The 25,852-nt window shown below is 50.5% G+C and carries 22 protein-coding genes and 5 pseudogenes; 16 read left to right on the plus strand and 11 right to left on the minus strand.

Translation table 11 applies throughout. The features are described from left to right. The first annotated feature begins 71 nt into the window (after window positions 1-71). From ACQ3G7_RS15065 to ACQ3G7_RS15075, 3 genes are read left to right on the plus strand one after another with little or no spacing between them, the layout of a single operon-like run. Window positions 72-1,181: an efflux RND transporter periplasmic adaptor subunit gene (locus ACQ3G7_RS15065; protein WP_430890416.1), complete on the plus strand. Its 1,110-nt coding sequence runs from the start codon at window positions 72-74 to the stop codon at window positions 1,179-1,181. Then, on the plus strand, window positions 1,178-4,288 hold the full coding sequence (locus ACQ3G7_RS15070; protein ID WP_430890417.1) for an efflux RND transporter permease subunit: 3,111 nt from the start codon (window positions 1,178-1,180) through the stop codon (window positions 4,286-4,288). Before ACQ3G7_RS15065 ends, ACQ3G7_RS15070 begins: the two co-directional genes overlap by 4 nt. After that, window positions 4,281-4,568, plus strand: coding sequence for an SDR family NAD(P)-dependent oxidoreductase (locus ACQ3G7_RS15075; protein WP_430890418.1), 288 nt, complete (start codon window positions 4,281-4,283; stop codon window positions 4,566-4,568). The genes ACQ3G7_RS15070 and ACQ3G7_RS15075 overlap by 8 nt, the downstream gene beginning before the upstream one ends. A gap of 85 nt (window positions 4,569-4,653) precedes the next feature. Here ACQ3G7_RS15075 and ACQ3G7_RS15080 read toward each other — a convergent pair whose 3' ends face one another. From ACQ3G7_RS15080 to ACQ3G7_RS15095, 4 genes and pseudogenes are all read right to left on the minus strand, one after another. Then, window positions 4,654-5,181: a hypothetical protein gene (locus tag ACQ3G7_RS15080; protein ID WP_430890419.1), complete on the minus strand. Its 528-nt coding sequence runs from the start codon at window positions 5,179-5,181 to the stop codon at window positions 4,654-4,656. A gap of 195 nt (window positions 5,182-5,376) precedes the next feature. Further along, a pseudogene (locus ACQ3G7_RS15085) lies at window positions 5,377-5,544 on the minus strand (NADP-dependent isocitrate dehydrogenase); the annotation flags it as partial. Window positions 5,545-5,962: 418 nt separating this feature from the next. Then, window positions 5,963-6,796, minus strand: a complete 834-nt coding sequence (locus ACQ3G7_RS15090) for a GIY-YIG nuclease family protein (protein ID WP_430890420.1) — start codon at window positions 6,794-6,796, stop codon at window positions 5,963-5,965. 239 nt (window positions 6,797-7,035) lie between these two features. Continuing rightward, window positions 7,036-7,293: a hypothetical protein gene (locus tag ACQ3G7_RS15095; protein ID WP_430890421.1), complete on the minus strand. Its 258-nt coding sequence runs from the start codon at window positions 7,291-7,293 to the stop codon at window positions 7,036-7,038. A gap of 431 nt (window positions 7,294-7,724) precedes the next feature. Here ACQ3G7_RS15095 and ACQ3G7_RS15100 point away from each other — a divergent pair, with 431 nt between their 5' ends. Continuing rightward, on the plus strand, window positions 7,725-8,501 hold the full coding sequence (locus ACQ3G7_RS15100) for an HNH endonuclease (protein ID WP_430890422.1): 777 nt from the start codon (window positions 7,725-7,727) through the stop codon (window positions 8,499-8,501). A gap of 80 nt (window positions 8,502-8,581) precedes the next feature. Here ACQ3G7_RS15100 and ACQ3G7_RS15105 read toward each other — a convergent pair. Beyond that, window positions 8,582-8,796, minus strand: a pseudogene (locus ACQ3G7_RS15105) (DUF4113 domain-containing protein); the annotation flags it as partial. Between the two features lie 48 nt (window positions 8,797-8,844). Between ACQ3G7_RS15105 and ACQ3G7_RS15110 the strand changes: the two are divergent. After that, window positions 8,845-8,949 (plus strand): annotated as a pseudogene (locus ACQ3G7_RS15110) (SOS response-associated peptidase); the annotation flags it as partial. 24 nt (window positions 8,950-8,973) lie between these two features. Here the strand turns inward: ACQ3G7_RS15110 and ACQ3G7_RS15115 are convergent. The 3 genes and pseudogenes from ACQ3G7_RS15115 to ACQ3G7_RS15125 all read right to left on the minus strand — a co-directional run bounded on the left by ACQ3G7_RS15115 (window position 8,974) and on the right by ACQ3G7_RS15125 (window position 11,634). Continuing rightward, complete coding sequence (locus ACQ3G7_RS15115; protein ID WP_430890423.1) at window positions 8,974-9,906, minus strand: DUF2971 domain-containing protein; 933 nt, start codon at window positions 9,904-9,906, stop codon at window positions 8,974-8,976. A gap of 28 nt (window positions 9,907-9,934) precedes the next feature. Further along, window positions 9,935-11,200, minus strand: a pseudogene (locus ACQ3G7_RS15120) (Y-family DNA polymerase). A gap of 2 nt (window positions 11,201-11,202) precedes the next feature. Continuing rightward, window positions 11,203-11,634, minus strand: coding sequence for a translesion error-prone DNA polymerase V autoproteolytic subunit (locus ACQ3G7_RS15125; protein ID WP_430890424.1), 432 nt, complete (start codon window positions 11,632-11,634; stop codon window positions 11,203-11,205). Between ACQ3G7_RS15125 and ACQ3G7_RS15130 the strand changes: the two are divergent. Beyond that, window positions 11,576-12,064 (plus strand): annotated as a pseudogene (locus ACQ3G7_RS15130) (tyrosine-type recombinase/integrase); the annotation flags it as partial. The gene ACQ3G7_RS15125 and the pseudogene ACQ3G7_RS15130 sit on opposite strands and share 59 nt — an antisense overlap. 32 nt (window positions 12,065-12,096) lie before the next feature. Here the strand turns inward: ACQ3G7_RS15130 and ACQ3G7_RS15135 are convergent. Together ACQ3G7_RS15135 and icd are read right to left on the minus strand one after the other, a co-directional pair. Further along, a complete protein-coding gene (locus ACQ3G7_RS15135) occupies window positions 12,097-12,894 on the minus strand; it encodes a putative phage abortive infection protein (protein WP_430890425.1) in 798 nt (265 codons plus the stop codon). A 113-nt stretch (window positions 12,895-13,007) separates the two neighbouring features. After that, window positions 13,008-14,258, minus strand: coding sequence for an NADP-dependent isocitrate dehydrogenase (gene icd / locus ACQ3G7_RS15140; RefSeq protein ID WP_430890426.1), 1,251 nt, complete (start codon window positions 14,256-14,258; stop codon window positions 13,008-13,010). A 187-nt stretch (window positions 14,259-14,445) separates the two neighbouring features. Between icd and rluE the strand changes: the two genes are divergently transcribed. The 8 genes from rluE (at window position 14,446) to ACQ3G7_RS15180 (ending at window position 22,275) form a co-directional block, all read left to right on the plus strand. Beyond that, window positions 14,446-15,093: a 23S rRNA pseudouridine(2457) synthase RluE gene (gene rluE, locus ACQ3G7_RS15145; protein WP_430890427.1), complete on the plus strand. Its 648-nt coding sequence runs from the start codon at window positions 14,446-14,448 to the stop codon at window positions 15,091-15,093. 17 nt (window positions 15,094-15,110) lie between these two features. Next, window positions 15,111-15,569, plus strand: coding sequence for an NUDIX domain-containing protein (locus ACQ3G7_RS15150; RefSeq protein WP_430890451.1), 459 nt, complete (start codon window positions 15,111-15,113; stop codon window positions 15,567-15,569). 55 nt (window positions 15,570-15,624) lie between these two features. Beyond that, window positions 15,625-16,731 (plus strand): tRNA 2-thiouridine(34) synthase MnmA, encoded by a 1,107-nt coding sequence (gene mnmA / locus ACQ3G7_RS15155; RefSeq protein WP_430890428.1) that lies wholly within the window; start codon window positions 15,625-15,627, stop codon window positions 16,729-16,731. 72 nt (window positions 16,732-16,803) lie between these two features. Further along, the gene (hflD, locus tag ACQ3G7_RS15160; protein ID WP_263097087.1) at window positions 16,804-17,433 is read left to right on the plus strand and encodes a high frequency lysogenization protein HflD; all 630 of its coding nucleotides are present in this window, start codon (window positions 16,804-16,806) and stop codon (window positions 17,431-17,433) included. Between the two features lie 19 nt (window positions 17,434-17,452). Then, on the plus strand, window positions 17,453-18,823 hold the full coding sequence (gene purB, locus ACQ3G7_RS15165; RefSeq protein WP_430890429.1) for an adenylosuccinate lyase: 1,371 nt from the start codon (window positions 17,453-17,455) through the stop codon (window positions 18,821-18,823). Between the two features lie 136 nt (window positions 18,824-18,959). Beyond that, window positions 18,960-19,634 carry a two-component system response regulator PhoP gene (gene phoP / locus ACQ3G7_RS15170; RefSeq protein ID WP_061494923.1) on the plus strand — a complete coding sequence of 225 codons (675 nt, stop codon included), beginning with the start codon at window positions 18,960-18,962 and terminating at the stop codon, window positions 19,632-19,634. Further along, window positions 19,631-21,094 carry a two-component system sensor histidine kinase PhoQ gene (gene phoQ / locus ACQ3G7_RS15175; RefSeq protein ID WP_430890430.1) on the plus strand — a complete coding sequence of 488 codons (1,464 nt, stop codon included), beginning with the start codon at window positions 19,631-19,633 and terminating at the stop codon, window positions 21,092-21,094. The genes phoP and phoQ overlap by 4 nt, the downstream gene beginning before the upstream one ends. Before the next feature lie 59 nt (window positions 21,095-21,153). Continuing rightward, the gene (locus tag ACQ3G7_RS15180; RefSeq protein WP_430890431.1) at window positions 21,154-22,275 is read left to right on the plus strand and encodes a ribosomal protein uL16 3-hydroxylase; all 1,122 of its coding nucleotides are present in this window, start codon (window positions 21,154-21,156) and stop codon (window positions 22,273-22,275) included. 81 nt (window positions 22,276-22,356) lie between these two features. On the opposite strand, the gene pepT is transcribed toward ACQ3G7_RS15180, so the two are convergent. Continuing rightward, window positions 22,357-23,583, minus strand: coding sequence for a peptidase T (gene pepT, locus ACQ3G7_RS15185; RefSeq protein ID WP_430890432.1), 1,227 nt, complete (start codon window positions 23,581-23,583; stop codon window positions 22,357-22,359). Between the two features lie 272 nt (window positions 23,584-23,855). On the opposite strand from pepT, the gene potA reads away from it, so the two are divergent. Then, complete coding sequence (potA, locus tag ACQ3G7_RS15190; protein ID WP_430890433.1) at window positions 23,856-24,992, plus strand: spermidine/putrescine ABC transporter ATP-binding protein PotA; 1,137 nt, start codon at window positions 23,856-23,858, stop codon at window positions 24,990-24,992. Further along, window positions 24,976-25,839, plus strand: coding sequence for a spermidine/putrescine ABC transporter permease PotB (potB, locus tag ACQ3G7_RS15195; RefSeq protein WP_430890434.1), 864 nt, complete (start codon window positions 24,976-24,978; stop codon window positions 25,837-25,839). Before potA ends, potB begins: the two co-directional genes overlap by 17 nt. Window positions 25,840-25,852: the final 13 nt, after the last annotated feature.

Below are 25,852 nucleotides of genomic sequence, written 5' to 3' on the forward strand. Positions count from 1 at the left end.
GTGACTATTGACAAAATTGGTCACTGGTTTGAGAATGCGGATCCTGTCCTGTTAAATGAATAAGGGTACCCATGCTCAGGCTTAAACCTGTCACCTTTGCTGTTTGCCTGTTGCCGTTTGCCCTTGTGGCCTGCGGCGACGCGTCCGACAACAGTGATCCTCGCAGTCTGCCACCTCTCGTCAGGTCTGCAACTGCGATGAACGCAACCGATTATTCCCGTGCTTTCACGGGCGTGGTCGTTGCACGTATCCAGAGCGACCTTGGCTTCAGGGTACAAGGCAAAATCCTTGAACGGCTCGTCGATACCGGTCAGACCGTGAAACGTGGCCAGCCGCTAATGCGTCTGGACCCCGTGGATCTGAGCCTGCAGGCTCAGGCTCAGCAACAGGCTGTCGCTGCAGCGAAAGCACGTGCCCGCCAGACAGCGGATGACGAATCGCGATATCGCGGTCTGGTTACTACCGGAGCTGTATCGGCATCCGCCTACGATCAGATTAAAGCCGCTGCAGATACGGCCAGAGCTGATCTCAGTGCCGCCCAGGCGCAGGCGAATGTGGCGCAAAACGCCATGAGCTACGCAGTTCTGGTGGCTGATGCTGACGGGGTGGTGGTGGATACGCTGGCCGAACCAGGTCAGGTGGTCAGTGCCGGACAACCGGTTATCAGGCTTGCCAGAGCCGGGCAGCGCGAAGCGGTCGTCCAGTTACCGGAGACGCTACGCCCGTCCGTAGGAAGCCAGGCACAGGCTTCTCTGTACGGCAGCGATAAACAGCCCGTTTCCGCGACACTACGGTTACTCTCTGATGCAGCCGACCCGCTGACGCGCACGTTTGAGGCACGGTATGTGCTCGACGGCCCATTGTCTGGCGCACCCCTGGGGTCCACTGTCACCATCTCTATTGCGCAGAGCAGAGCATCTCAGCCGTTGCTGCAGGTGCCTTTGGCCGCCGTTTTTGACGCGGGTAAAGGCCCGGGCGTCTGGAGCATTTCAGGTAATCCCGCCAGAGTGGCATGGCGTCCCGTACAGATCGTCAGCCTCGGAGATGATGCGGCAAGCGTGACCGGCAGCCTTAAGCCCGGCGAACAGATCGTGGCGCTGGGCGCTCATCTGCTGCATGACGGTGAGACTGTCCGACTGGCGAAGCAAAGCGACGATAGTGCTGCCGGGAGCCGTCCATGAATAGCGGGCGGTTCAATCTTTCGGCGCTCGCCGTTCGCGAGCGTTCAATTACGTTGTTTCTCATCCTGTTGATTACTGTTGCCGGTATTATCTCGTTCTTTGCCCTGGGACGCGCTGAAGATCCGCCGTTTACCGTCAAAGAGATGACCATCATTTCTGCCTGGCCTGGGGCGACTGCGCAGGAAATGCAAAACCAGGTGGCCGAGCCGCTGGAAAAACGTCTCCAGGAACTCAAGTGGTATGACCGTAGTGAGACGTATACGCGCCCCGGCCTTGCTGTCACCCTGCTCTCTTTGCGTGACAGTACGCCAGTCTCTCAGGTGCAGGAAGAGTTTTATCAGGCACGTAAAAAACTCAGCGACGAGGCCAAAAACCTGCCAGAAGGGGTGATGGGGCCAATGATCAATGATGAGTTCTCTGACGTTACCTTTGCGCTCTTTGCACTCAAGGCAAAAGGAGAGCCACAGCGTCTGCTGGTTAGGGATGCGGAGTCGCTACGTCAGCGTCTTCTCCATGTGGCAGGTGTGAAGAAGGTCAACATTATCGGTGAGCAGGCTGAACGGATATTTGTCTCATTTTCTCATGACCGTCTGGCAACACTGGGTATTTCTCCGCAGGATATTTTCTCCGCGCTGAACAGTCAGAATGTGCTGACATCTGCAGGCTCAGTAGAGACCAGCGGGTCACAGGTGTTTATCCGTCTGGATGGCGCGTTTGATAAACTTGAGAAAATTCGTGAAACGCCGGTTGTGGTGCAGGGAAAAACGCTGAAGCTCTCTGATGTGGCGACGGTAGCGCGTGGTTATGAAGATCCGGCTACCTTCATGGTCCGCCATCAGGGCGAGCCTGCACTCCTGCTGGATATCGTGATGCGTGAGGGCTGGAACGGTCTGGCGCTGGGTAAAGCGCTGGATGAGGAAGCCAGCAGAATCAATGCGGACATGCCGCTCGGCATGACATTCACAAAAGTCACCGACCAGTCAGTTAACATCAGCTCCGCCGTAGACGAGTTCATGATTAAGTTTTTTGTCGCTCTGCTGGTGGTAATGGTGGTCTGCTTTCTCAGTATGGGCTGGCGTGTGGGCGTGGTGGTTGCGGCTGCTGTGCCGCTGACGCTGGCTGTCGTCTTTGTGGTTATGGCGGCTTCAGGCAAAAATTTCGACCGTATTACTCTGGGTTCGCTTATTCTGGCGCTCGGTCTACTTGTGGACGATGCCATCATTGCCATTGAAATGATGGTGGTGAAAATGGAGGAAGGCTACGACCGTATCAAAGCCTCAGCTTATGCCTGGAGCCACACTGCTGCGCCCATGCTGGCCGGTACGCTGGTGACGGCCGTCGGCTTTATGCCCAACGGTTTTGCGCAATCCACAGCGGGCGAATACACCAGCAATATGTTCTGGATTGTGGGCATTGCATTGATTGCGTCCTGGGTGGTGGCGGTGGTGTTTACACCTTACCTCGGGGTGAAAATGCTGCCAGACATCAAAACGGTTGAAGGCGGACATGCTGCTATCTACAACACCCGCCGCTACAACCGTTTTCGTCAGTTATTAACGCGGGTCATCGCGCGAAAATGGCGGGTTGCAGGTTCCGTCATTGTGATATTGATGGTCGCCATTCTCGGCATGGCGCTGGTGAAAAAACAGTTTTTCCCGACGTCTGACCGGCCGGAAGTGCTGGTGGAAGTTCAGATGCCTTACGGTACTTCCATTGAACAAACCAGCGCAGCAGCGACGAAGATCGAAGACTGGCTGAAGCACCAGAAAGAAGCAAAAATCGTGACGGCTTATATCGGGCAGGGTTCACCGCGTTTCTATCTCGCCATGGCGCCAGAACTGCCCGATCCCTCTTTTGCGAAAATTGTTGTCCTGACCGACAGCCAGGAAGCGCGCGAGGCGCTCAAGTTTCGTCTTCGCCAGGCTGCGGCTGACGGGCTGGCACCCGAGGCGCGGGTTCGCGTAACCCAACTGGTGTTTGGCCCCTATTCACCCTATCCGGTTGCCTTCCGTGTGACAGGGCCGGATCCGACCGTATTACGTGACATCGCGGACAAGGTGCAAACGCTGATGCAGGCCAGCCCGCTGATGAGAACGGTTAATACTGACTGGGGATCACGGGTGCCGACACTGCATTTCACCCTGAATCAGGACCGCCTGCAGGCGGTGGGGCTGACGTCAAACGCGGTGGCTCAGCAGCTTCAGTTCCTGCTTTCGGGTGTTCCGGTCACCGCTGTGCGTGAAGATATCCGTTCAGTGCAGGTCATGGGACGTGCTGCCGGCGATATCAGGCTTGATCCTGAAAAAATAGCGGCTTTCACCCTGGTTGGCTCCGCCGGGCAGCGTATTCCTTTATCGCAGGTTGGCGAGGTGGAAGTGCGCATGGAAGATCCTGTGTTGCGCCGTCGCGATCGTACGCCAACCATTACCGTGCGGGGAGATATCGCCGAATCCTTACAGCCGCCGGATGTTTCCACTGCGATGATGAAGCAGCTTCAGCCCATCATTATGACGCTACCGGATGGTTATCGTATCGAGGAGTCGGGTTCTATTGAGGAGTCCGGGAAAGCCACCGCAGCGATGGCACCATTATTCCCGATCATGATAGCCATGACGCTGCTGATCATCATCCTTCAGGTGCGCTCGATGTCGGCGATGGTGATGGTCTTTATGACCGCGTCTCTGGGACTTGTGGGGGTGGTGCCGACCTTACTGCTCTTCAACCAGCCCTTTGGCATCAATGCGCTGGTTGGTCTGATTGCTCTGTCAGGGATTTTGATGCGTAACACGCTGATCCTCATCGGGCAGATTCATCATAATGAGCAGGAAGGACTTGCCCCCTTTCATGCGGTCATTGAGGCAACGGTACAGCGTTCCAGACCCGTATTGCTCACGGCGATGGCGGCCATTCTGGCCTTTATCCCGTTAACACATTCGGTGTTCTGGGGAACCCTTGCCTACACCCTGATCGGCGGGACACTGGGTGGGACCATTATTACGCTGGTGTTCCTGCCCGCTATGTATGCCATCTGGTTCCGCATAAAGAGCCCGGATTCAACCTCGTCAACGGTAAACCATTCCGCTTCTGAGGGATTAAAAAATGTCTGAACATAAAGTCGTTCTGATTACTGGCGTTTCATCAGGTATTGGCAGAGCGGCAGCCATGGCCTTTAAAGCCCGAGGTTGTCAGGTATTTGGTACCGTCAGGGACATCAACACCGCTTCCCCGTTGAATGGTGTTGCACTGACAGAAATGGATGTACGCGATGAACATTCGGTGCAAGTGGCGATTGAAAGTGTGATAGCCAAAGCCGGACGAATTGATGTTCTGGTTAACAGTGTGGGTGTGTCCCTGATTGGTGCTGTTGAGGAAACATCTGTGGAGTAGATCACAAAACTCTATTCCTGTCTTTTTTACCCGCCCATTACTGGGGATCCCTCAGCACTGAAGCGGGTTTTGTTTTTTCGTCTGCTTATTTGAGATAGAGCGATGAATCAATCTCTTGTTTCTTTTCTTTTAAGAAAGAATCAAGAGAATCTACAGATGTTTTATAAATTGGAGCATTAGCCGGAATGTCTACTGTTTTTTTACTGATAACTAATGTAAACGAAGGTTGATACTCACTACGATACCTTACCGCTACTGTTAGTTCTAATTTGGCGGGGTTTTTTAAGCTCAGATTTTCAGCTGTAACTTTATCCTGGCCTTTATTTCCGCTGTTAATAAGGTCTGATAATTTACCCAATTTACCTTTCAAAGCATCCTTGTAATCACCAGCATTAGCCTGTTGGAGCAGCTCCTCATCCGGAAAAGCCTTATCATTGAAATTAAGCACTAACGAAACAATCTGATGTTCGTCATAGACTTCACCTAACTTTACAGCCCCACCGGCAACAGGGATGATATGTTCATTTTTGAAACGAAGCTCCCCAGAATTAATAAATGACGCCAGAATCAATGCGGCCCCAACAATCGTGCTTCCTGCAATTACCGATCTCATTATTTATCCCCAAAAAAGTGATTTTCAATAAAATTATATCGCATATGTTCACTATATTAATAAGGATATTTTCTTACCGACATGTTGGTATATCCTACCTCGTGTTGACGTTCATCCAGTTTAGGGGAAGATTTTTTGAGGGCATAAAAAACGGGAACCGTCCGGCTCCCGTTCTTGTTTAACCCGCGAGGCGGATTACATGTTCGCGATCATCGCGTCGCCAAACTCTGAGCATTTCAGCAGCTTAGCGCCTTCCATCAGACGTTCGAAATCGTAGGTCACGGTTTTGGCGTTAATCGCGCCGCTCATGCCTTTCACGATCAGGTCAGCCGCTTCTACCCAGCCCATGTGGCGCAGCAGTAGTTATTGATGTTATGGCTAATTCATTGATAAATATGTAGAATTCGCGTATTTTTATATTGAGTTGGTGGATTTGTACCGATTTCTAAACCTATGATTATTAAACGTTGTTTTTAAGTTTTGATAACCACTTTTTGCCCTATGTAGTCCCACATCTACGCGTTATGTTCGACCAATCAGGGATTTTAAATCAGGCGCATTATCAATAAATAATCAACGGCTTATTTGATTTTTTCGCCAATAATCTACTAATTTCATTTCATGTAATTCAACAAGTTGCCACTAATAATAGTTATCAATGGCGAAGGTTTTGCTGGCAAAAGCTCTGCTATGAACGAGTAATGGAAGTCCGCAATTGCTCCAACTGATATGGCGTGTGTTAATCAATAGGGAACAGGTCAGAATTCTTTCACAGGTTTTATTAGTTTCGGTTATGGCCAAATTCCCGCGAGAGCAGTATTTGTTTCCAGTGGCTTTCGCGGCGGTTAATCTCCCCGTCATCAGCATTGGGATCAACAACTTCGAGGATCGCAAACGTGATATTCTGTAACCTTTTTTCATCGCCAGTATCGAAAGCTTCCTTTAGCCCTATATTACCACCATGCCCGGAACCAAAATAATATTCCCATCGCGCCCATATCCCCTCCCTTCCATCGGCTTTTCCCACATAGAGCTTTCCTCCGTCACGATCAGTTAATACATAGATGCCTTTGACCATAGATAATGCGGTGCGCCAAGATTCCAAGTTAAGCCTGAGGATCGCTCCGATGCTGTTCCGGTCTAGCACAATGTGACGGTAACCCGGGAACTCACCGAAGCTCATACGTACCGGGGAGATAGCGCTGACTATCAATTCATTCTGAATACTTTCCCCCCGGCGGATGAAGTTGCGGGCTGTATTTTTAAAGCTGATATACATCCGCCCCACGTATTCTTCAGTCTCGGGGATTTTCTGAAGGTAGTACTGATAATACATTTCATCACGGTTAGAGTAGGTTTTCTTTCCTGCGTTGCCTTTTTGTTGAAACGCTCCCGCGAACAGCCAAGTTTCAGTACGCGGGATCCTGATTAGTGAAACGACATACTTGCGGCTAAATTCTAACCGTTTCTGCCGGCACTGCCAGTCGTCGAAAACCTCTTCCCGGAATTTAACCAGCGGATCCTCTTTGTGGTCATTCATTTGCGCAAGGTGGACTTTGGTGGTTCCAGGTGTCAGATCCGGAAGTGCCATCCTCAAATAATCAAAAAGTTTCAATACTTCTCCTAAATGATAAGTTAAGTCTATTGACTCTTTGCCGTGACTTTACACACCTGCATTACAGCTGGGCTGTTGCCCATGAAACTGCATGATACTAAGTTAGCAATGCCCACTCCTGCAGCGAAGTGGATAATACTTGCCAACAGCCAGGTCTTGAGCGTTCTGCAGCCCCTCACAGAAGATGAGTCTCTTACGACCTATTCAATTCCTTCTTCCACATACAGAATAAAGTAAATTCATCTTTTTTTGCCCAGCGAAGGCAACCCTCCATGTAAGGTCGTACCATCGGATTTATTGATATTTTTCAGGGTTGCATTCTTACTTTTTTTCCCTGTTTCGGCATGGAAATCCTTCATTGCACGGCGAGCGTCACGGATTAGCATAAGCTCGCGCTCAGTCGCATTTTTGTGGTATTTGCCAATATGGAAATCAGGTCTGAACATTGAAAACCATCTACCACAAACAGGGCACTGAACATCTTTATAGTTGATCATGGGATATCTCAAACTAGTCGTGATGGGATATTATGACGCTTTAAGTGATCCGTGGCATGCTCTCCATTGATTAATTTCTCTCTAGACCTAAGCGGCCAGTTTTTTTGTCCAGAACCTGATCTTTTCGATGACATTCCCTTTTGTAGCACGTAAGCTTTTGTCAATGGTCGTTCTGAGCCATCTGAACGACGGCTTAGAGCGAGGAGCATAAGTCAGTTATGATTCCCACCATTGATTAGAGCTGAATGGACACCACATTATATTAACACAGTGCAGACCAGAGTGTATCCAAAAATGAGAAGTTTTGATGAGGGCCATGAATTATTTTTGTATAATAATCAAGATTTATCATGTAGTTAATATAAAGGTTCATTTCAGGCACTTTAAGGTTAATAATGTGCTGAAAATAATAACTTATTTTGGAGGCATTAATGAACTGGTTGATTTCGGCAAACCCCAAAGTTTATGATCATGAGTCCTCATTTAATGATTTTAATAGTATAGACTGGCGTCAAGGTAGAACTAATTATTCTGTTGGTGATATCGTTTATATTTACGTTTCACGCCCAGACATGCATCTAAAATACAAGTGCATTGTCAAGGCTGCTGGGCTCACCAGTAACAATATCAGGGATGATAAATCATATTGGCATGATAAAGATAAGTATTATAATTCACTCAATGGGTGTTATGTTAGATTAGACTTACTGAATAAAACTTCTTCTTCAGAGCTCAGCCTTCATCAGTTAATAAAAAATGGAATGAAACAAGCTCCACAGTCACCAATGAAATTAGAGAATAATTTTGAGTTACTGGAATATATTCAGAGCATTTTTGAAAGTGAAGAAAATGAAGTCTTAACACTGGAGGATGTCAATAATATTTTTTATGGAAAGGTATCAGATTCTCTTAAGGATAATCAAGCTGCCAGACTAGCTCGTATATCTACAATCGATAAAAAACCAACAAAAAAAGTAGTAATAACAGAAATATATTCCCGTAGTCCCGATATTGTTGCAATAGCGTTACTGCGTGCAAAAGGAATTTGCGAACGTTGTAATAAAAAAGCTCCATTTAACAGAAAGTCTGATAATACACCATTTCTAGAAGTTCACCATGTGCAAAGCCTCTCCAGTGGTGGGGCTGACTCATTAGATAATGTGCTAGCTCTATGCCCTAATTGCCATAGAGAACTTCATTATGGGTGATCGGCTCCCGTTGATTAAATCATCGATATATCAGAAACGTCTGCTTTGGGCTGTGAGTTCATCTGTAGGAATTCATCACACTTAACTACCAGCAGATCTGAATAGAGTGTCGTGTACCGGGAGACAGCATATCGCGTTTCATTTGCCACTGTTGCCGTATGCCCTGCCCGGCAAAGTATAAAGTGCCTCGACCGTCTTTTTTATTTAACTGATCCAGAACTTCCATAAACTTTTCACTGTTCGCGCTCGGCGCGTTATCGTCAAATAAGTTGAGCTGCGTGACACCCTGGCTGAAAACCGGAAATCTCAAAAAGTGCGTGGAACTAAAACAGGTGTGCTTACAATAGCTGCCGGAGGTGCTGTGCTGGCAGAGAAGTTCATCTGGCACGCTGTGTCGCGCGCCGTGGGAAATCCTAAATATCAAAGACAAGAATTAATGGCACCTTGATAAGGTGTTTTTAACGTTACTACATTATAGGTCGTCCATCGTTAAATCTATTTCACTATCAGAATAGATATATGGCATATTGCTGAAATAATCACTTGGATAAATTTTCTTCCTTTTCAAGTCAAAGCCCACACCTTCGTTATCCATTTTCCAAAATTTCAGTTTACGATTATCTGACATCATAGCTTTCATGACTGTATAAATAGTAACATCAGGACATTTAAATCCAAATATTACAGATTTGATAGGTGGCAATGAATTTCCAATACCTAAAGGGCCAAAAATTCTCCATTCAGATTCATATCTCCACTCCCCAGATTTTGTTAACAAACAAACCTGTTTTAAGCGAGTATCATTCTCAGGATTATTGAGCCATTCGTTGATTTCGCTTGTTAAAATTTTTCTAGAGCCACCATAGATAACCTCATGAACATGTTCACCTTTTACTGATCTCATATCATATTCAATACAAATCCCTTTGTGTTGGTTTGCATAATGAGACCACATTAATGGGCTATCAAACTTTCGGCTAAGACACAGCACACCTTTTTTAAAGGTGTTAACTATTTCATCTTGGATCACCCCTATATAACATTTCTCCAAGTAACCACTTCGCTGTTTCGTCTCAAACTCGGTCGCTGAATACTCAAAATCAGAGAGCGCTTGTTCAACTTCTGTGTTTGCAAGAAGATAAGCTCTTTGCGCTGTTTTTTCCTTTGGGAATTTCAATTTGTGCAAACTGTTAGTAAACTGCTTTTCAGTTTTTCTTAAGATTAACTTTGAGTAAACACCTCTTAAATCAGCCAATTCCAAGTCATTAACAATAATAGGGCGACAATCCAAAGGATCATTGAATTGCGATGGATCTGCATAATAGACTTGCAGCATACAGAGAAGGTTAAGGGTATTCTCGCTGAAGGTTAAATATTTATAAAGATGCTCCGGTTTATTAGCCATCAAAGTCATTCCTGAAGGAAAATTTTTTTTACTTTACATTAAGCAAATCACTAAATCGAGTTGTATATCTTAGCGATAGCATTTCGCGCTTCATCTGCCACTGGGGTTGTATCCCCTGACCTGCAAAATATAACGTTCCGCGCCCGTCTTTTGCGTTGAGTTGATCCAATACCTCCATCAGTTTTTCGCTATTCGCGCGTGGGGCGTTATCGTCAAAAAGATTAAGCTGCGCCACGCCCTGGCTAAAAAAGTCGCCCAGCGTAACACCTGCTTTCTGATACCGATGGCCGTCTTTCCAGATACTGTCCAGACAGCGCGTTGCGGCGCCGATGATATCCCGGCTGTCCTGCGTTGGCGTTAACAGCTTCACGGATGCGCTGTTGCCATAGTACGGTTCGTTAAGTGCAAAGGGTGATGTTTTGACAAAAGCGGATATGAACCGGCAATACTGGTGCTCACTACGTAATTTTTCAGCAGCGCGTGAAGCATAGCTACATATGGCCTGGCGCATTTCGTGATATTCAGTGATGCGGCCGCCGAATGAGCGGGAGCAGACAATCTCCTGCTTTGCCGGTGCGAACTCCTCCAGTCCGAGGCAGGATTCCCCGCGCAGTTCCCTCACAGTTCGCTCGAGCACGATATTAAAATACTTACGGATAATCCAGGTGCTTTACTCTGAAAGCTCCAGCGCAGTTTTTATACCCATCGCATTGAGCTTTTTGCTGATGCGCCTGCCAATGCCCCAGACATCCTCCACCGGCACCATCGCCAGCAAACGGCGCTGACGGTCGACATTTGACAAATCTACAACGCCACCGGTTTGCTTCTGCCATTTTTTTGCGGCGTGGTTGGCCAGCTTCGCCAGGGTTTTGGTTTGAGCTATGCCGACACCAACGGTCAGATGGGTACGCTTCAGAACAGTAGCGCGTATCTCGCGCCCAAAGTCGGTTAAATCACGGCAATTGCGAACACCGGTCAGGTCACAAAATGCCTCGTCGATTGAGTATATTTCGACGCGAGGGCTCATCTCCCCCAGTGTCATCATCACACGGTTTGACATATCCGCGTACAGCTCGTAATTGCTGCTGAACGCAACTATGCCGTGCCGCCTGAACGCTTCTTTCTGCTTGAAGTAAGGCTCGCCCATGACGACAAGTGGCTTCGCTTCGGCGCTACGCGCAATCACACAGCCGTCATTGTTCGAAAGAACGACAACAGGACGCCCTTTCAGATCCGGGCGAAATACCGTCTCGCACGAAGCATAGAACGAGTTCACATCGCATAACGCAAACATAATCAGCTCGCTGCTTTAACGATAAAAGTCACCACACCGAAAATGTCCAGCGTATCTTCGCTCGTCACCCTGATTGGGCTGTACGCGGAATTCATTGGGTTGAGCTGAATCGTTGGCCTGAGCTGAAGGCGCTTCACTGTAAATTCGCCGTCTACTGCTGCGAACACAATGTCGCCATGCCGGGCGGTTTGGGAGCTGTTAACCACCAAGAGATCACCATCGCTGATGCCACCATCGATCATGGAATCGCCTGCCGCTTTTACAAAATACGTAGCGCTTGGGTGATGGATTAATAGCTCATTTAAATCAATACGTTGAACGACATAATCCGCCGCCGGCGACGGAAACCCACGCTGTACGAGATCGCTGAAAAGCGGTAACGCAATGCTGTTTACCCTTGTAACGGGCCAGCGTTTGGGGGATATCTCAAACATGAAATTCAGCGATATCTGGGATGACCATCTTCACATTGTTCAGGAGAAAACCGGGAGTAAGATCGCCATTCCCCTCGAGCTGAGGTTAAACGCAATAAACTGGAGCTTACGTGACGTAATTGCGCGGTGTCAGGATTATGCAGTAAGTCCATATCTGGTTCACTTTTTCCGAGCCACTTCTCAAGCTGAACGAGGTGCACAAGTAAAGTCTAATACATTAACGATGAATTTCAGCAAAGCCAGGGATAAGGCAAATATAGATTGGGGGGATGGAACTCCGGCGACTTTCCATGAACAGAGATCCTTATCGGAACGGTTATATAAGGAACAAGGTGTGGATACCAAGAAGTTGCTGGGGCATAAATCCCAGCAACAAACAGACCGTTATAATGATGATAGAGGAAAGGATTGGTCTTATATCTTAAGTTGAAGAAATACAATACCATTGTATATAAAGATTAATTATTTCCACGATGTATCTGCAAGAAGTCGCACTTGATTTTTAGAAAGAAGCTTATTTATTGGGAAGTCTGTAAAAAGCCCATGGGACTCGATCGCCATTTTTATTTGCTTCCCCTGCGAACAAAATGAATAATAAAACATCATTATTAGCTCATAATTAGATAGTTGTGATTTTAGAAAATAAAAATAATCATTCTTAGCTTCTTCTGATATATCTGCACGCTCTACGAAGTGAACGATACTTACAAAATACCTATAATAATGAGCAAGTAAATGCGTACGCGCCGAGAAGAATGAATTACAAACTTGTTTATAATGCAGAGTCGCCTTTTTAGGGTCATCCAATAATTTCATGTTTTCATCATTTTTTATGATATTCAGTAAATCCTCATAATACTTAACAAAAACAATCCTCCCGGAATAATGTTCAAAATGGGTAGAACCCTTCTCTTTTGAATCGTTTGATACTGTATCTTTAAAGACCATATCAGCAATAATATTCTGAAGATTATTTATCAAATGGAAAAAAGTATTTTCAAAAGAAGCTAGTTTTTCTTTCTTTTCCTTACATTCCATCTCTTTTTCAAGCCGAGCTATCTCCTCTTTTTGAAGCTGAAGAGTTTGATATACCCCCCAAAATGCCAATGCTGAACACAAAGCTGTTACGGGGCCAAAAGTGTCGCCCAAACTACCTAAAGAACTAACTAGAGCAATTTTAGTTTTATGAAGAAAAATAATCAGTACCGCATAAAATATGAAAAATATAAGTAACCATAAAAACTTGTTATTAATTTTCATTTTTGGTCTCGTTTTGATAACTTGTTTTGATAAAATTTTGATAACCGTTCAAAAACTAATAATAAAAAACGGGAACCAACCGGCTCCCGTTCTTGTTTAACCCGCGAGGCGGATTACATGTTCGCGATCATCGCGTCGCCAAACTCTGAACATTTCAGCAGTTTAGCGCCTTCCATCAGACGTTCGAAATCGTAGGTCACGGTTTTGGCGTTAATCGCGCCGCTCATGCCTTTCACGATCAGGTCAGCCGCTTCAACCCAACCCATGTGGCGCAGCATCATTTCTGCAGACAGGATCACGGAACCCGGGTTCACTTTGTCCTGACCTGCATATTTCGGCGCTGTACCGTGGGTCGCTTCGAACAGTGCGCACTCGTCACCGATGTTCGCGCCCGGGGCGATACCAATACCGCCAACCTGCGCCGCCAGGGCGTCAGAAATGTAGTCACCGTTCAGGTTCATACAGGCGATAACGTCATACTCAGCCGGACGCAGCAGGATCTGTTGCAGGAACGCATCGGCAATCACATCTTTAATGATGATCTCTTTGCCGGTTTTCGGGTTTTTGATTTTCTGCCACGGACCGCCATCGATCAGCTCACCACCAAACTCTTCGCGCGCCAGCTGGTAGCCCCAGTCTTTAAACGCACCTTCGGTGAACTTCATGATATTGCCTTTGTGCACCAGCGTCACAGAGTCGCGATCGTTGGTGATAGCGTATTCAATCGCCGCACGCACCAGACGTTTAGTGCCCTCTTCGGAACACGGTTTAATACCGATACCGCAATGTTCCGGGAAGCGAATTTTCTTCACACCCATCTCTTCACGCAGGAATTTAATCACTTTTTCCGCATCGGCAGAGTCCGCTTTCCACTCAATACCGGCGTAAATGTCTTCCGAGTTTTCACGGAAGATAACCATATCGGTCAGTTCAGGGTGTTTAACCGGGCTCGGCGTGCCCTGGTAGTAACGTACCGGACGCAGGCAGATGTAGAGATCCAGCTCCTGACGCAGTGCAACGTTCAGAGAACGGATACCGCCGCCAACCGGCGTCGTCAGAGGGCCTTTGATGGCAACACGGTAATCACGAATCAGATCAAGTGTTTCAGGCGGCAGCCAGACATCCTGGCCGTAAACATGGGTAGATTTCTCACCGGTGTAAATTTCCATCCAGGAAATTTTACGCTCGCCCTTGTAGGCTTTTTCCACTGCGGCATCAACCACTTTCAGCATTGCCGGGGTCACGTCAACACCGATACCGTCGCCTTCAATGAACGGGATAATCGGGTTATTCGGAACGTTGAGCTTGCCATTTTGCAGGGTGATCTTGCTACCTTCCGCCGGAACAACTACTTTGCTTTCCATTCACCTCTCCTTCGAGCGCTTCTGGTTGTTTTGCTCGTTGACTTCAAGCCGGGGCGCTCAGACTGCGTCCGCTCACCTGTTACGTGAATCACACAGAGCAAACCGTTTTTTGTTAATGAATTGTAATGAGCCCATCAATACTAACCGATAGTTGGGTTCCATGAAAGGCAATCGTGATTCAGCTATAATGCGGCAATTGATAATCACTGAAAATACCATGAATAAAACTTCTTTTAGAAATCACCGGGTTGAGCGATTCAGCTCACGACAAGCCACCAGACCCGAACGGAAAAACCAGCCAAAACGTGTGATTTTATTCAATAAACCCTACGATGTTTTGCCGCAGTTCACGGACGAGGCCGGACGCAGCACGCTGAAAGATTTTATTCCCGTCGAGGGCGTTTACGCCGCCGGGCGGCTTGACCGCGACAGCGAAGGATTACTGGTGCTGACCAACGATGGCGCATTACAGGCGCGCCTCACGCAACCTGGCAAACGCACCGGCAAGATCTATTATGTGCAGGTTGAAGGTGAACCAACCGAAGAGGCCATCACTGCGCTGCGTAATGGCGTTGACCTGAACGATGGTCCGACGCTTCCCGCTGGTGTTGAACGGGTCGGTGAACCAGACTGGTTGTGGCCGCGTAACCCGCCAATCCGTGAACGGAAGTCCATTCCCACCTGTTGGCTGAAAATCACCCTCTACGAAGGGCGTAATCGCCAGGTGCGGAGAATGACGGCGCACGTCGGGTTCCCTACTCTGCGGCTTATCCGTTACGCTATGGGGACTTACACGCTGGATAACCTCGCCAACGGTGAATGGCGGGATGCTTAACTTTTAAGGGAGTAATGATGCTGAAACCCCACGTAACCGTTGCCTGCGTCGTACACGCGCAGGGGAAATTTTTAGTGGTTGAAGAGACGATTCGCGGCAAAGCCCTGTGGAACCAGCCAGCAGGCCATCTGGAAGCCGACGAAACACTGGCGCAGGCCGCCGCCCGCGAACTGTGGGAAGAGACAGGCATTCGCGCTGAACCGCAGCACTTTCTCAGAATGCATCAGTGGATAGCGCGCGATCGCACGCCGTTCCTGCGTTTTTTGTTTGCTATCGAGCTTAACGAAATGTGCGCCACTGAACCCCACGACAGCGATATCGATCGCTGCCATTGGGTCACGGCAGAGGAGATCTTTACGGCGACAAACCTGCGCTCGCCGCTGGTTGCGGAAAGCATTCGCTGTTATCAGCACTGCCCGCGTTTGCCGCTGGAAACCATCGCAGCATTTAACTGGCCGTTTACAGGGGATGCCTGAGCCGCCAGCCCGTGATAGAATACGCCGCCCTGAAGTTCTACGTCGTGAGTATTCTATGTCTGATAGCCCAAAAAAAGTGATCGTCGGTATGTCCGGCGGTGTCGACTCTTCCGTTTCCGCTTACCTGTTGCAGCAACAGGGTTATAAGGTGGAAGGCCTGTTCATGAAGAACTGGGAAGAGGATGACGGCGAAGAATACTGCACCGCGGCGGCGGATCTGGCCGATGCGCAGGCCGTTTGCGACAAGCTCGGCATCGAGCTGCACACCGTCAATTTCGCCGCAGAATACTGGGACAACGTCTTCGAGCATTTCCTGGCCGAATACAAAGCCGGGCGTACGCCGAACCCCGATATTCTCTGCAACAAAGAGATCAAATTTAAAGCGTTCCTTGAGTTTGCCGCTGAAGATCTCGGCGCGGACTATATTGCCACCGGTCACTACGTGCGCCGCGCCGATGTGGACGGCAAAAGCCGCCTGCTGCGCGGTCTGGATGGCAACAAGGATCAGAGCTACTTCCTGTATACCCTGGGTCACGAGCAGATCGCACAAAGCCTGTTCCCGGTCGGCGAGCTGGAAAAACCGCAAGTGCGTAAAATCGCCGAAGAACTGGGCCTGGCAACCGCGAAGAAAAAAGACTCTACCGGCATCTGCTTTATTGGCGAACGTAAATTCCGCGAATTCCTTGGCCGCTACCTGCCGGCGCAGCCCGGTAAAATCCTCACCGTCGACGGTGAAGAGATCGGCGAGCACCAGGGTCTGATGTACCATACTCTTGGCCAGCGTAAAGGCCTGGGTATCGGCGGGACCAAAGAGGGCAGCGAAGAGCCGTGGTATGTGGTCGATAAAGACGTGGAAAACAATATCCTGATTGTTGCGCAAGGCCATGAGCATCCTCGCCTGATGTCCGTGGGGCTTATCGCACAGCAACTGCACTGGGTGGATCGCGAACCACTTCAGGGCACACTGCGTTGCACAGTGAAAACCCGTTATCGTCAGGAAGATATTCCCTGTACCGTGACCGTGCTGGACGACGATCGTATCGACGTGCGTTTTGACAATCCGGTTGCGGCCGTCACGCCAGGCCAGTCCGCTGTGTTCTATAGCGGCGAAGTGTGCCTGGGCGGCGGCATTATTGAGCAGCGTCTGCCGCTGCCCCTGTAACACAGAGTAAGTAAAACCGGACTGGCGAAAACCCGCGCAATGGTTGCGACGCGGGCCAAAAAAGGAGTGAGTGTGGCGAAGAACTATTACGACATTACCCTGGCGCTGGCAGGCATTTGCCAGTCTGCACGTCTGGTGCAACAACTGGCGCACCAGGGGCATTGTGACAGCGACGCACTGCATGTCTCGCTGAACAGCGTTATTGATCTGAACCCGGACTCCACGCTTAGCGTCTTTGGCGGCAGCGAAACCAATCTGCGCACCGGGCTGGAAACCCTGCTTGGCGTACTGAATGCCAGCAGCCGCCAGGGTCTCAATGCTGAACTGACCCGCTATACCTTAAGTATGATGGTGCTGGAGCGTAAACTTGCCGGTAATAAACAGGCAATGGATACGCTCGGTAATCGCATCGCCAGTTTGCAACGCCAGCTTGAGCACTTCGATCTGCAATCGGACACGCTGCTCAGCGCCATGGCGGCAATTTATGTTGATGTCATCAGCCCACTGGGACCGCGTATTCAGGTCACCGGTTCACCCGCGGTGCTGCAAAGCCCGCAGGTTCAGGCAAAAGTCCGCGCCACGCTGCTGGCCGGGATCCGCGCTGCGGTGCTCTGGCACCAGGTCGGCGGCGGTCGCCTGCAATTGATGTTGTCCCGAAATCGCCTGTCGACCCAGGCCAAAAACATTCTCGCTCATTGTTAACCTCCCGGAGTTGTGACTTATGGAATTATCCTCACTGACCGCCGTTTCCCCTGTCGATGGACGCTACGGCGATAAAGTCAGCGCGCTGCGCGGGATCTTCAGCGAATACGGTTTGCTGAAATTTCGTGTCCAGGTAGAAGTGCGCTGGCTGCAAAAACTGGCGGCACACGCGGCGATCAAGGAAGTTCCTGCTTTTGCTGACCACGCAAACGGTTTCCTCGATAAAATCGTCAGCGACTTCAGTGAAGAGGACGCGCTTCGCATTAAAACCATCGAGCGCACCACTAACCACGATGTCAAAGCGGTCGAATATTTTCTGAAAGAAAAAGTGGCGGAGCTCCCTGAGCTGCATGCGGTTTCCGAATTTATCCACTTCGCCTGCACCTCAGAAGATATCAATAACCTCTCGCACGCCCTGATGCTGAAAACCGCCCGTGATGAGGTGATCCTGCCCTACTGGCGCCAGCTTATCGATGCGGTAAAAGCGCTGGCGGTGCAGTATCGCGATATCCCGCTGCTCTCCCGCACCCACGGTCAGCCCGCCACGCCATCGACCATTGGTAAAGAGATGGCGAACGTCGCTTACCGTATGGAACGCCAGTTCCGTCAGTTAAACCAGGTGGAAATCCTCGGCAAAATCAACGGCGCAGTGGGCAACTATAACGCCCATATCGCGGCTTACCCGGAAGTGGACTGGCACCAGTTCAGCGAAGAGTTTGTCACCTCCCTGGGGATCCAGTGGAACCCGTACACCACGCAGATCGAGCCGCACGACTATATTGCCGAGCTGTTTGACTGCATGGCGCGTTTCAACACCATCCTGATCGATTTTGACCGTGATATCTGGGGTTACGTTGCGCTGAACCACTTCAAGCAAAAAACCATTGCAGGTGAAATTGGCTCTTCCACCATGCCGCACAAAGTCAACCCGATCGATTTTGAAAACTCCGAAGGCAACCTTGGCCTTTCTAACGCGGTATTGCAGCATCTGGCCAGCAAACTGCCGGTGTCCCGCTGGCAGCGCGACCTGACCGACTCCACCGTGCTGCGTAACCTCGGCGTGGGCGTGGGTTATGCGCTGATTGCCTACCAGTCAACGCTGAAAGGCGTGAGCAAACTGGAGGTGAACCGCGATCGTCTGCTGGACGAACTGGATCACAACTGGGAAGTGCTGGCAGAGCCGATCCAGACCGTGATGCGCCGCTACGGCATTGAGAAGCCTTACGAAAAACTCAAAGAGCTGACCCGCGGTAAACGCGTTGACGCGGAAGGCATGAAGCAGTTTATCGACGGCCTTGCCCTGCCGGAAGACGAAAAAACCCGCCTGAAAGCGATGACCCCGGCCAACTATATTGGTCGCGCCATCACCATGGTCGACGAGCTGAAATAATCGACCGCAGGCCGTTCACCCTCTTTTCCCCGGAAAAGAGGGTTTCTTATTTCTACGGTTTAATAAATGTTTATCCCTCCTGCACCACAATCAGCGTTAGACTGAATTCATCAAATAATTAAGGAGAGTTCTGACGATGCGCATACTGGTTGTGGAGGACAATGCCCTGCTGCGTCACCATTTAAAGGTGCAGCTACAGGAGCTGGGACATCAGGTGGATGCGGCGGAAGATGCCAGGGAAGCCGATTACTTTCTTAATGAACACATTCCCGATATCGCCATTGTCGATCTCGGTTTACCGGACGAAGATGGGCTGTCGTTGATCCGTCGCTGGCGCAGCCATGACGTCACCCTGCCCGTTCTGGTGCTGACCGCCCGTGAAGGCTGGCAGGATAAAGTTGAAGTGTTAAGCGCAGGCGCGGATGACTACGTAACCAAACCGTTCCACATTGAAGAAGTGGTCGCCCGCATTCAGGCGCTGATGCGCCGCAACAGTGGCCTCGCGTCGCAGTTGATCTCAATGCCGCCGTTTCAGGTGGACCTTTCCCGTCGCGAATTATCGATCAACGACGATGTGATAAAACTCACAGCGTTCGAATACACCATCATGGAAACGCTGATCCGCAACAGCGGTAAAGTGGTAAGCAAAGATTCATTAATGCTCCAGCTCTACCCCGATGCAGAGCTACGCGAGAGCCATACCATTGATGTGCTGATGGGGCGTTTACGCAAAAAAATCCAGACACAGTATCCGGAAGATGTGATCACCACGGTGCGCGGTCAGGGCTATCTCTTCGAATTGCCTAAATGAGGCGCGTGTTGCGACATCTCCTGCCGCTTTCCCTGCGGGTCCGCTTTTTACTTGCCACCGCAGCGGTGGTGATGGTGCTCTCCCTCGCGTATGGCATGGTGGCGCTGGTGGGTTACAGCGTCAGTTTCGACAAGACCACCTTCCGTCTGCTGCGTGGAGAGAGCAACCTGTTCTATACGCTGGCAAAATGGGAAAACAATCGGCTCAGCGTTGATCTCCCGGAAAATCTCAATCTGCAAAGCCCGACCATGGCGCTGATCTACGACCAGAACGGCAAACTTATCTGGTCCCAGCGTGATGTCCCCTGGCTGGAAAACAGTATCGAACCTGACTGGCTGCGAACAAATGGCTTTCATGAAATTGAGGCGGATGTTGATGCCAGCAGCACACTGGTGGATGACGACCATTCCATTGCTGAAGAGTTGAAAGAGATCCGCGAAGACGACAGCAGTTCTGAGATGACACACTCTGTCGCGGTCAATATCTACCCGGCCACCAACCGTATGCCGCAATTAACCATTGTGGTGATCGATACCATTCCGATTGAGCTGAAACGCTCTTATATGGTGTGGAGCTGGTTTGTCTATGTGCTGGCCGCTAACCTGTTACTGGTGGTTCCGCTGTTGTGGCTGGCGGCGTGGTGGAGTTTACGCCCCATTGAAGCGCTGGCCCGTGAAGTCCGCGAACTGGAAGAGCATCACCGCGAACAGCTTAATCCGGAGACCACCCGCGAGCTGACCAGTCTGGTGCGCAATCTTAACCGCCTGCTGAAAAGTGAGCGCGATCGTTATGACAAGTACCGCACCACGCTCACCGACCTCACTCACAGCCTGAAAACGCCGCTGGCGGTATTGCAGAGCACGTTGCGATCGTTACGCAGTGAGAAGATGAGCGTCTCCGATGCCGAACCGGTGATGCTGGAGCAGATCAGCCGTATCTCGCAGCAGATTGGTTACTACCTGCATCGTGCCACGATGCGCGGCAGTAGCGGCCTGCTCAGCCGGGAGTTGCATCCCGTTGCGCCGCTGCTCGACAGCCTGACCTCGGCGCTGAACAAGGTCTATCAGCGCAAAGGCGTCAACATTACCCTCGATATCTCGCCGGAAATCAGTTTTGTTGGTGAGAAAAATGACTTTATGGAAGTGATGGGTAATCTGCTGGATAATGCCTGCAAATATTGCCTTGAATTTGTTGAGATTTCAGCCCAACAAACAGACGACACGCTGCATATTATCGTTGAAGATGATGGTCCCGGCATTCCCACTGCCAAGCGCGAAGTGGTCTTTGATCGCGGGCAACGCGCCGATACGCTGCGCCCGGGCCAGGGCGTCGGGCTTTCCGTTGCGCGGGAGATTGTCGACCAGTATGAAGGGCAGATAATCACCGCAGAGAGTTTACTGGGCGGCGCAAAAATGGAAGTGATCTTTGGCCGACAACAGACGGCGATCGCTGGCGACTGAACGCTATCGGCATTACTATAATCCTTTATTCAGCCACTGATAATTTGCCGGAAACGCATATGGACTATCACGTAGAAATAGACTGGCCAGACTTTATTCAACGCTACTGGCAAAAACGCCCGGTAGTGCTGAAACGTGGGATTAAGAATTTCATCGATCCCATCAGCCCGGACGAGCTGGCGGGGCTGGCAATGGAAAATGAGGTGGACAGCCGTCTGGTCAGCCATCTCGACGGTAAATGGCAGGTGGGTCATGGTCCTTTCGAAAGCTATGATCACCTGGGCGAAAGCAACTGGTCGCTGTTAGTGCAGGCCGTCAACCACTGGCATCAACCGGCTGCCGCGCTGATGCGCCCGTTCCGCGTGCTGCCGGACTGGCGTACCGATGATCTGATGATCTCCTTCTCGGTGCCTGGCGGCGGCGTAGGGCCACATCTCGATCAGTACGACGTGTTTATTATTCAGGGTACCGGTCGCCGTCGCTGGCGCGTAGGCGAAAAAACGCCGATGAAACAGCACTGCCCACACCCGGACTTACTGCAGGTCGATCCGTTTGAGGCGCTCATTGATGAAGAGCTGGAGCCGGGCGATATTCTGTATATCCCGCCGGGATTCCCGCATGAAGGCTATTCGCTGGAGAACTCGCTGAACTACTCCGTGGGTTTCCGTGCCCCCAGCGGCCGTGAATTGATCAGCGGCTTTGCGGACTATGTTCTACAACGCGAACTGGGCGGCCAGCGCTATAGCGATCCGGAGGTTCCGCAGCGCGCCCACCCGGCGGATATTCTGCCGGAAGAGCTGGATAAGCTGCGCGATATGATGCTGGGACTGATCAACCAGCCGGAGCAGTTTAAAGAGTGGATGGGCGAATTTATTTCCCAGTCCCGCCACGAGCTGGATATCGCGCCGCCGGAGCCCCCTTATCAACCAGATGAAATTTACGATGCGCTGAAACAGGGTGACAAACTGGTGCGTCTTGGCGGTTTACGCGTGCTGCGTATTGGTGAGGATGTGTTCGCCAACGGCGAACGGATCAACTCGCCGCACCGTCCGGCGCTTGAAGCGCTGGCAAGTCATATCGTATTGCAGGGTGAGACGTTCGGCGATGCGCTGGACGATCCCTCTTTCCTCGCGATGCTCGCCGCGCTGGTCAACAGCGGTTACTGGTTCTTCGAAGATTAATACCTGACTGTCTGCTTATCCGGCCTGCGATATCTCTCACACAGGCCGGATAAAGCATTTATGCCGATCCGGCAACGCAGACTACTCCCCTTTCGCCGTCAGCTCAGCAATTCGCACAATCACCTGTACGGCTTTCTCCATGCCTTCCAGCGTCACAAACTCGTGCTTGCCGTGGTAGTTATAACCGCCGGTAAACAGGTTCGGGCAGGGCAACCCCATAAAAGAGAGCTGCGCACCGTCGGTACCGCCGCGGATCGGTTTCAGATCCGGTTCAATATCGCAGTCGCGCATAGCCTGCCGGGCGATTTCGAGAATATGCGGATGTTCAACCACTTTCTCGCGCATATTGTAGTAGCTGTCTTCAATCACCAGTTCGATATAACAATCCGGGTGCAGCCCTTTACCCACTTTTTTGGCAATCTCCATCATCTTACGTTTACGTGTTTCGAACATCTTGCGGTCAAAATCACGGATGATGTAGTGCATGTCGGCACGTTCAACGGTGCCTTTAATACTGGTGAGATGATAGAAGCCTTCGTAGCCCTCGGTATTTTCCGGGCTCTCCTCTTCCGGCACCAGCGCATGAATACGGCTGGCCAGCGTCAGCGCGTTAACCATTACCCCTTTCGCCGTCCCGGGGTGGACGTTATTGCCGACGATTTTGATGTTCACCGACGCGGCGTTAAAGTTTTCAAACTCCAGCTCGCCAACGCCGCCGCCATCGACGGTATAGGCCCATTTTGCGCCGAAGCCTTCCACATCGAAATGTTTCGCGCCCTTACCCACTTCCTCATCAGGGGTAAACGCCACGCAAATATCGCCGTGGGGAATATTTTTCTTCTTCAACACCGCCAGCGCCGTCATGATCTCCGCCACACCGGCTTTATCATCCGCGCCAAGCAATGTTTTGCCATCCGTGGTGATCAGCGTCTGCCCAAGTAACTGGTGCAGCACCGGGAACATCACCGGCGACAGGATCTCATCGCCAATTCCCAGTGCGATATCGCCACCGCGATAGTTTTCAAGGATTTGCGGATTCACATTCTTGCCGCTGCAATCCGGCGAGGTATCCACATGGGAAATAAAGCCAATAGCGGGCACGGGCGTTTGCACATTCGACGGCAACACGGCCATCACCGTGCCTTTATCGCTTAATGTGACATTTTCCAGCCCCATTTCCGTCAGTTGGTTCTGAAGTAAACGCAGGAGTTTCCACTGCCCGTCAGTGCTGGGCACCTGCCGGACGCCGGGCTTTGATTGAGTATCCAGAGAAACGTACTGCAAAAAACGCTCTAATAATTTGTCCATGAAGCCACCCCCACAAAATGTCACAACATTATCAATAAGCGTGAAAAGACAAATATTGCGTCAGGTCACTTTTACCCCGTAAACGAGAATATTTTCAAAATTACGGCCCACGTAATTAACCGTAGCCCGGAAATTCCCCCTCCGTTCGACGAAAATACGACAACGATTGGCGATTTCACCGCTTTGCCGTAGAATGCCAGCCCTTAATCGTGCACAACCCAAAGGTGGTTAACCACAAACCCCGCATCCGATAAGCCTTTCGATGCGTCGACATGGGACAGAGTCAAAAATTGAACACACAACCGCGTTCGCGTTCACCGCTTGTGCAGCTGGCGGGTATTCGCAAAAGCTTTGATGGCAAAAATGTCATTTCCGATTTTAACCTCACCATCAATAACGGCGAATTTCTGACGCTGCTGGGTCCTTCCGGCTGCGGTAAAACGACCGTTCTGCGCCTGATCGCCGGGCTGGAAAGTGTCGATGTCGGCCATATCCACCTCGATGCTGAAGATATCACTCACGTTGCAGCGGAACACCGCCACGTCAATACCGTTTTTCAGAGCTATGCGCTCTTCCCCCATATGACGGTGTTCGACAACGTGGCCTTTGGTCTGCGGATGCAAAAAACCCCGGCTCAGGAGATAACCCCACGCGTGATGGATGCGTTGCGGATGGTGCAACTGGACACCTTTGCCCAGCGTAAACCGCATCAACTCTCCGGCGGGCAACAGCAGCGTGTCGCCATCGCCCGCGCAGTGGTCAATAAACCGCGTTTACTGTTGTTAGATGAATCGCTCTCCGCGCTGGATTACAAACTGCGTAAGCAGATGCAAAACGAACTAAAAGCGCTGCAACGTAAGCTGGGTATTACCTTTGTTTTTGTCACCCACGATCAGGAAGAAGCCCTGACCATGTCAGACCGCATTGTGGTGATGCGCGAAGGCCGCATTGAGCAGGATGGTACGCCCCGTGAAATCTATGAAGAGCCGAAGAACCTGTTTGTCGCCAGCTTTATCGGCGAAATCAATCTATTCAGCGCCACGGTGATTGAGCGTGTCGATGCACACCGCGTGCGCGCCAGCGTCGAAGGCCGCGAATGCCATATTCACGTTAACTTCCCGGTGGAACAAGGCCAGCCGTTGAACGTGCTGCTGCGCCCGGAAGATTTGCGCGTCGAAGAGATCCACGATGTGGGCGACGCAGAAGGTCTGATCGGCTACGTTCGTGAGCGCAACTACAAAGGGATGACGCTGGAATCCATGGTGGAGCTGGAAAATGGCAAAATGGTGATGGTCAGTGAGTTCTTTAATGAAGACGATCCGGATGTTGACCACTCGCTGGACCAGAAAATGGCCATAACCTGGGTAGAAAGCTGGGAGGTCGTACTGGCTGATGAAGAGTACCAGTAAATTCCAGAATGGGGTGATCGCCACTATCGTCGGTTGGCTTGTGCTGTTTGTTTTCCTGCCGAATGTGATGATCATCGTCACCAGCTTTCTGACCCGCGACGATGCCCATTTCGTCCAATGGGTTTTCACGCTGGATAACTATACGCGTCTGCTCGATCCGCTCTATTTCGACGTGCTGCTGCACTCCCTGAACATGGCGGCGATCGCCACGCTGTCCTGCCTGGTATTGGGCTACCCTTTTGCCTGGTTCCTGGCGAAACTGCCCGCGAAGGTGCGCCCGCTGCTGCTGTTTCTGCTGATTGTTCCCTTCTGGACCAACTCACTTATCCGCATCTACGGGCTGAAGATTTTCCTCAGCACCAAAGGGTATCTCAACGCCTTCCTGCTGTGGCTGGGTGTCATTGATGAGCCGCTGCGCATTATGTTTACCCCGGTCGCGGTGATTATCGGTCTGGTCTACATTCTGCTGCCGTTTATGGTGATGCCGCTCTACTCCAGCATCGAGAAGCTCGATAAATCGCTGCTGGAAGCGGCAAAAGATCTCGGGGCCGGTAAACTGCAAACCTTCATTCGCATTATTATCCCGCTGACGATGCCGGGGATCATTGCCGGTTGCCTGCTGGTGATGCTGCCGGCCATGGGGCTGTTCTATGTTGCGGATCTGATGGGCGGGGCGAAAAATTTGCTGGTCGGTAACGTGATTAAAAGCCAGTTCCTCAATATTCGTGACTGGCCATTCGGCTCCGCTACCAGCATCACGCTGACCGTGGTGATGGGGCTGATGCTGCTGGTGTACTGGCGTGCAGCGCGATTGCTGAACAAAAAAGCAACGGATTTAGGCGAATAACGTTAACTGTCAT

This window comes from Kosakonia sp. N21, from assembly GCF_050587465.1.
GTDB lineage: Bacteria > Pseudomonadota > Gammaproteobacteria > Enterobacterales > Enterobacteriaceae.

What these genes read in the sequence shown, in the direction of transcription:
- ACQ3G7_RS15065 (WP_430890416.1), top strand. Translation starts at nt 72, where the DNA reads ATGCTCAGGCTTAAACCTGTCACCTTTGCTGTTTGCCTGTTGCCGTTT.
- ACQ3G7_RS15070 (WP_430890417.1), top strand. Translation starts at nt 1,178, where the DNA reads ATGAATAGCGGGCGGTTCAATCTTTCGGCGCTCGCCGTTCGCGAGCGT.
- ACQ3G7_RS15075 (WP_430890418.1), top strand. Translation starts at nt 4,281, where the DNA reads ATGTCTGAACATAAAGTCGTTCTGATTACTGGCGTTTCATCAGGTATT.
- ACQ3G7_RS15080 (WP_430890419.1), bottom strand. Translation starts at nt 5,181, where the DNA reads ATGAGATCGGTAATTGCAGGAAGCACGATTGTTGGGGCCGCATTGATT.
- ACQ3G7_RS15095 (WP_430890421.1), bottom strand. Translation starts at nt 7,293, where the DNA reads ATGATCAACTATAAAGATGTTCAGTGCCCTGTTTGTGGTAGATGGTTT.
- ACQ3G7_RS15100 (WP_430890422.1), top strand. Translation starts at nt 7,725, where the DNA reads ATGAACTGGTTGATTTCGGCAAACCCCAAAGTTTATGATCATGAGTCC.
- ACQ3G7_RS15115 (WP_430890423.1), bottom strand. Translation starts at nt 9,906, where the DNA reads ATGGCTAATAAACCGGAGCATCTTTATAAATATTTAACCTTCAGCGAG.
- ACQ3G7_RS15125 (WP_430890424.1), bottom strand. Translation starts at nt 11,634, where the DNA reads ATGTTTGAGATATCCCCCAAACGCTGGCCCGTTACAAGGGTAAACAGC.
- ACQ3G7_RS15135 (WP_430890425.1), bottom strand. Translation starts at nt 12,894, where the DNA reads ATGAAAATTAATAACAAGTTTTTATGGTTACTTATATTTTTCATATTT.
- icd (WP_430890426.1), bottom strand. Translation starts at nt 14,258, where the DNA reads ATGGAAAGCAAAGTAGTTGTTCCGGCGGAAGGTAGCAAGATCACCCTG.
- rluE (WP_430890427.1), top strand. Translation starts at nt 14,446, where the DNA reads ATGCGGCAATTGATAATCACTGAAAATACCATGAATAAAACTTCTTTT.
- ACQ3G7_RS15150 (WP_430890451.1), top strand. Translation starts at nt 15,111, where the DNA reads ATGCTGAAACCCCACGTAACCGTTGCCTGCGTCGTACACGCGCAGGGG.
- mnmA (WP_430890428.1), top strand. Translation starts at nt 15,625, where the DNA reads ATGTCTGATAGCCCAAAAAAAGTGATCGTCGGTATGTCCGGCGGTGTC.
- purB (WP_430890429.1), top strand. Translation starts at nt 17,453, where the DNA reads ATGGAATTATCCTCACTGACCGCCGTTTCCCCTGTCGATGGACGCTAC.
- phoP (WP_061494923.1), top strand. Translation starts at nt 18,960, where the DNA reads ATGCGCATACTGGTTGTGGAGGACAATGCCCTGCTGCGTCACCATTTA.
- phoQ (WP_430890430.1), top strand. Translation starts at nt 19,631, where the DNA reads ATGAGGCGCGTGTTGCGACATCTCCTGCCGCTTTCCCTGCGGGTCCGC.
- ACQ3G7_RS15180 (WP_430890431.1), top strand. Translation starts at nt 21,154, where the DNA reads ATGGACTATCACGTAGAAATAGACTGGCCAGACTTTATTCAACGCTAC.
- pepT (WP_430890432.1), bottom strand. Translation starts at nt 23,583, where the DNA reads ATGGACAAATTATTAGAGCGTTTTTTGCAGTACGTTTCTCTGGATACT.
- potA (WP_430890433.1), top strand. Translation starts at nt 23,856, where the DNA reads ATGGGACAGAGTCAAAAATTGAACACACAACCGCGTTCGCGTTCACCG.
- potB (WP_430890434.1), top strand. Translation starts at nt 24,976, where the DNA reads ATGAAGAGTACCAGTAAATTCCAGAATGGGGTGATCGCCACTATCGTC.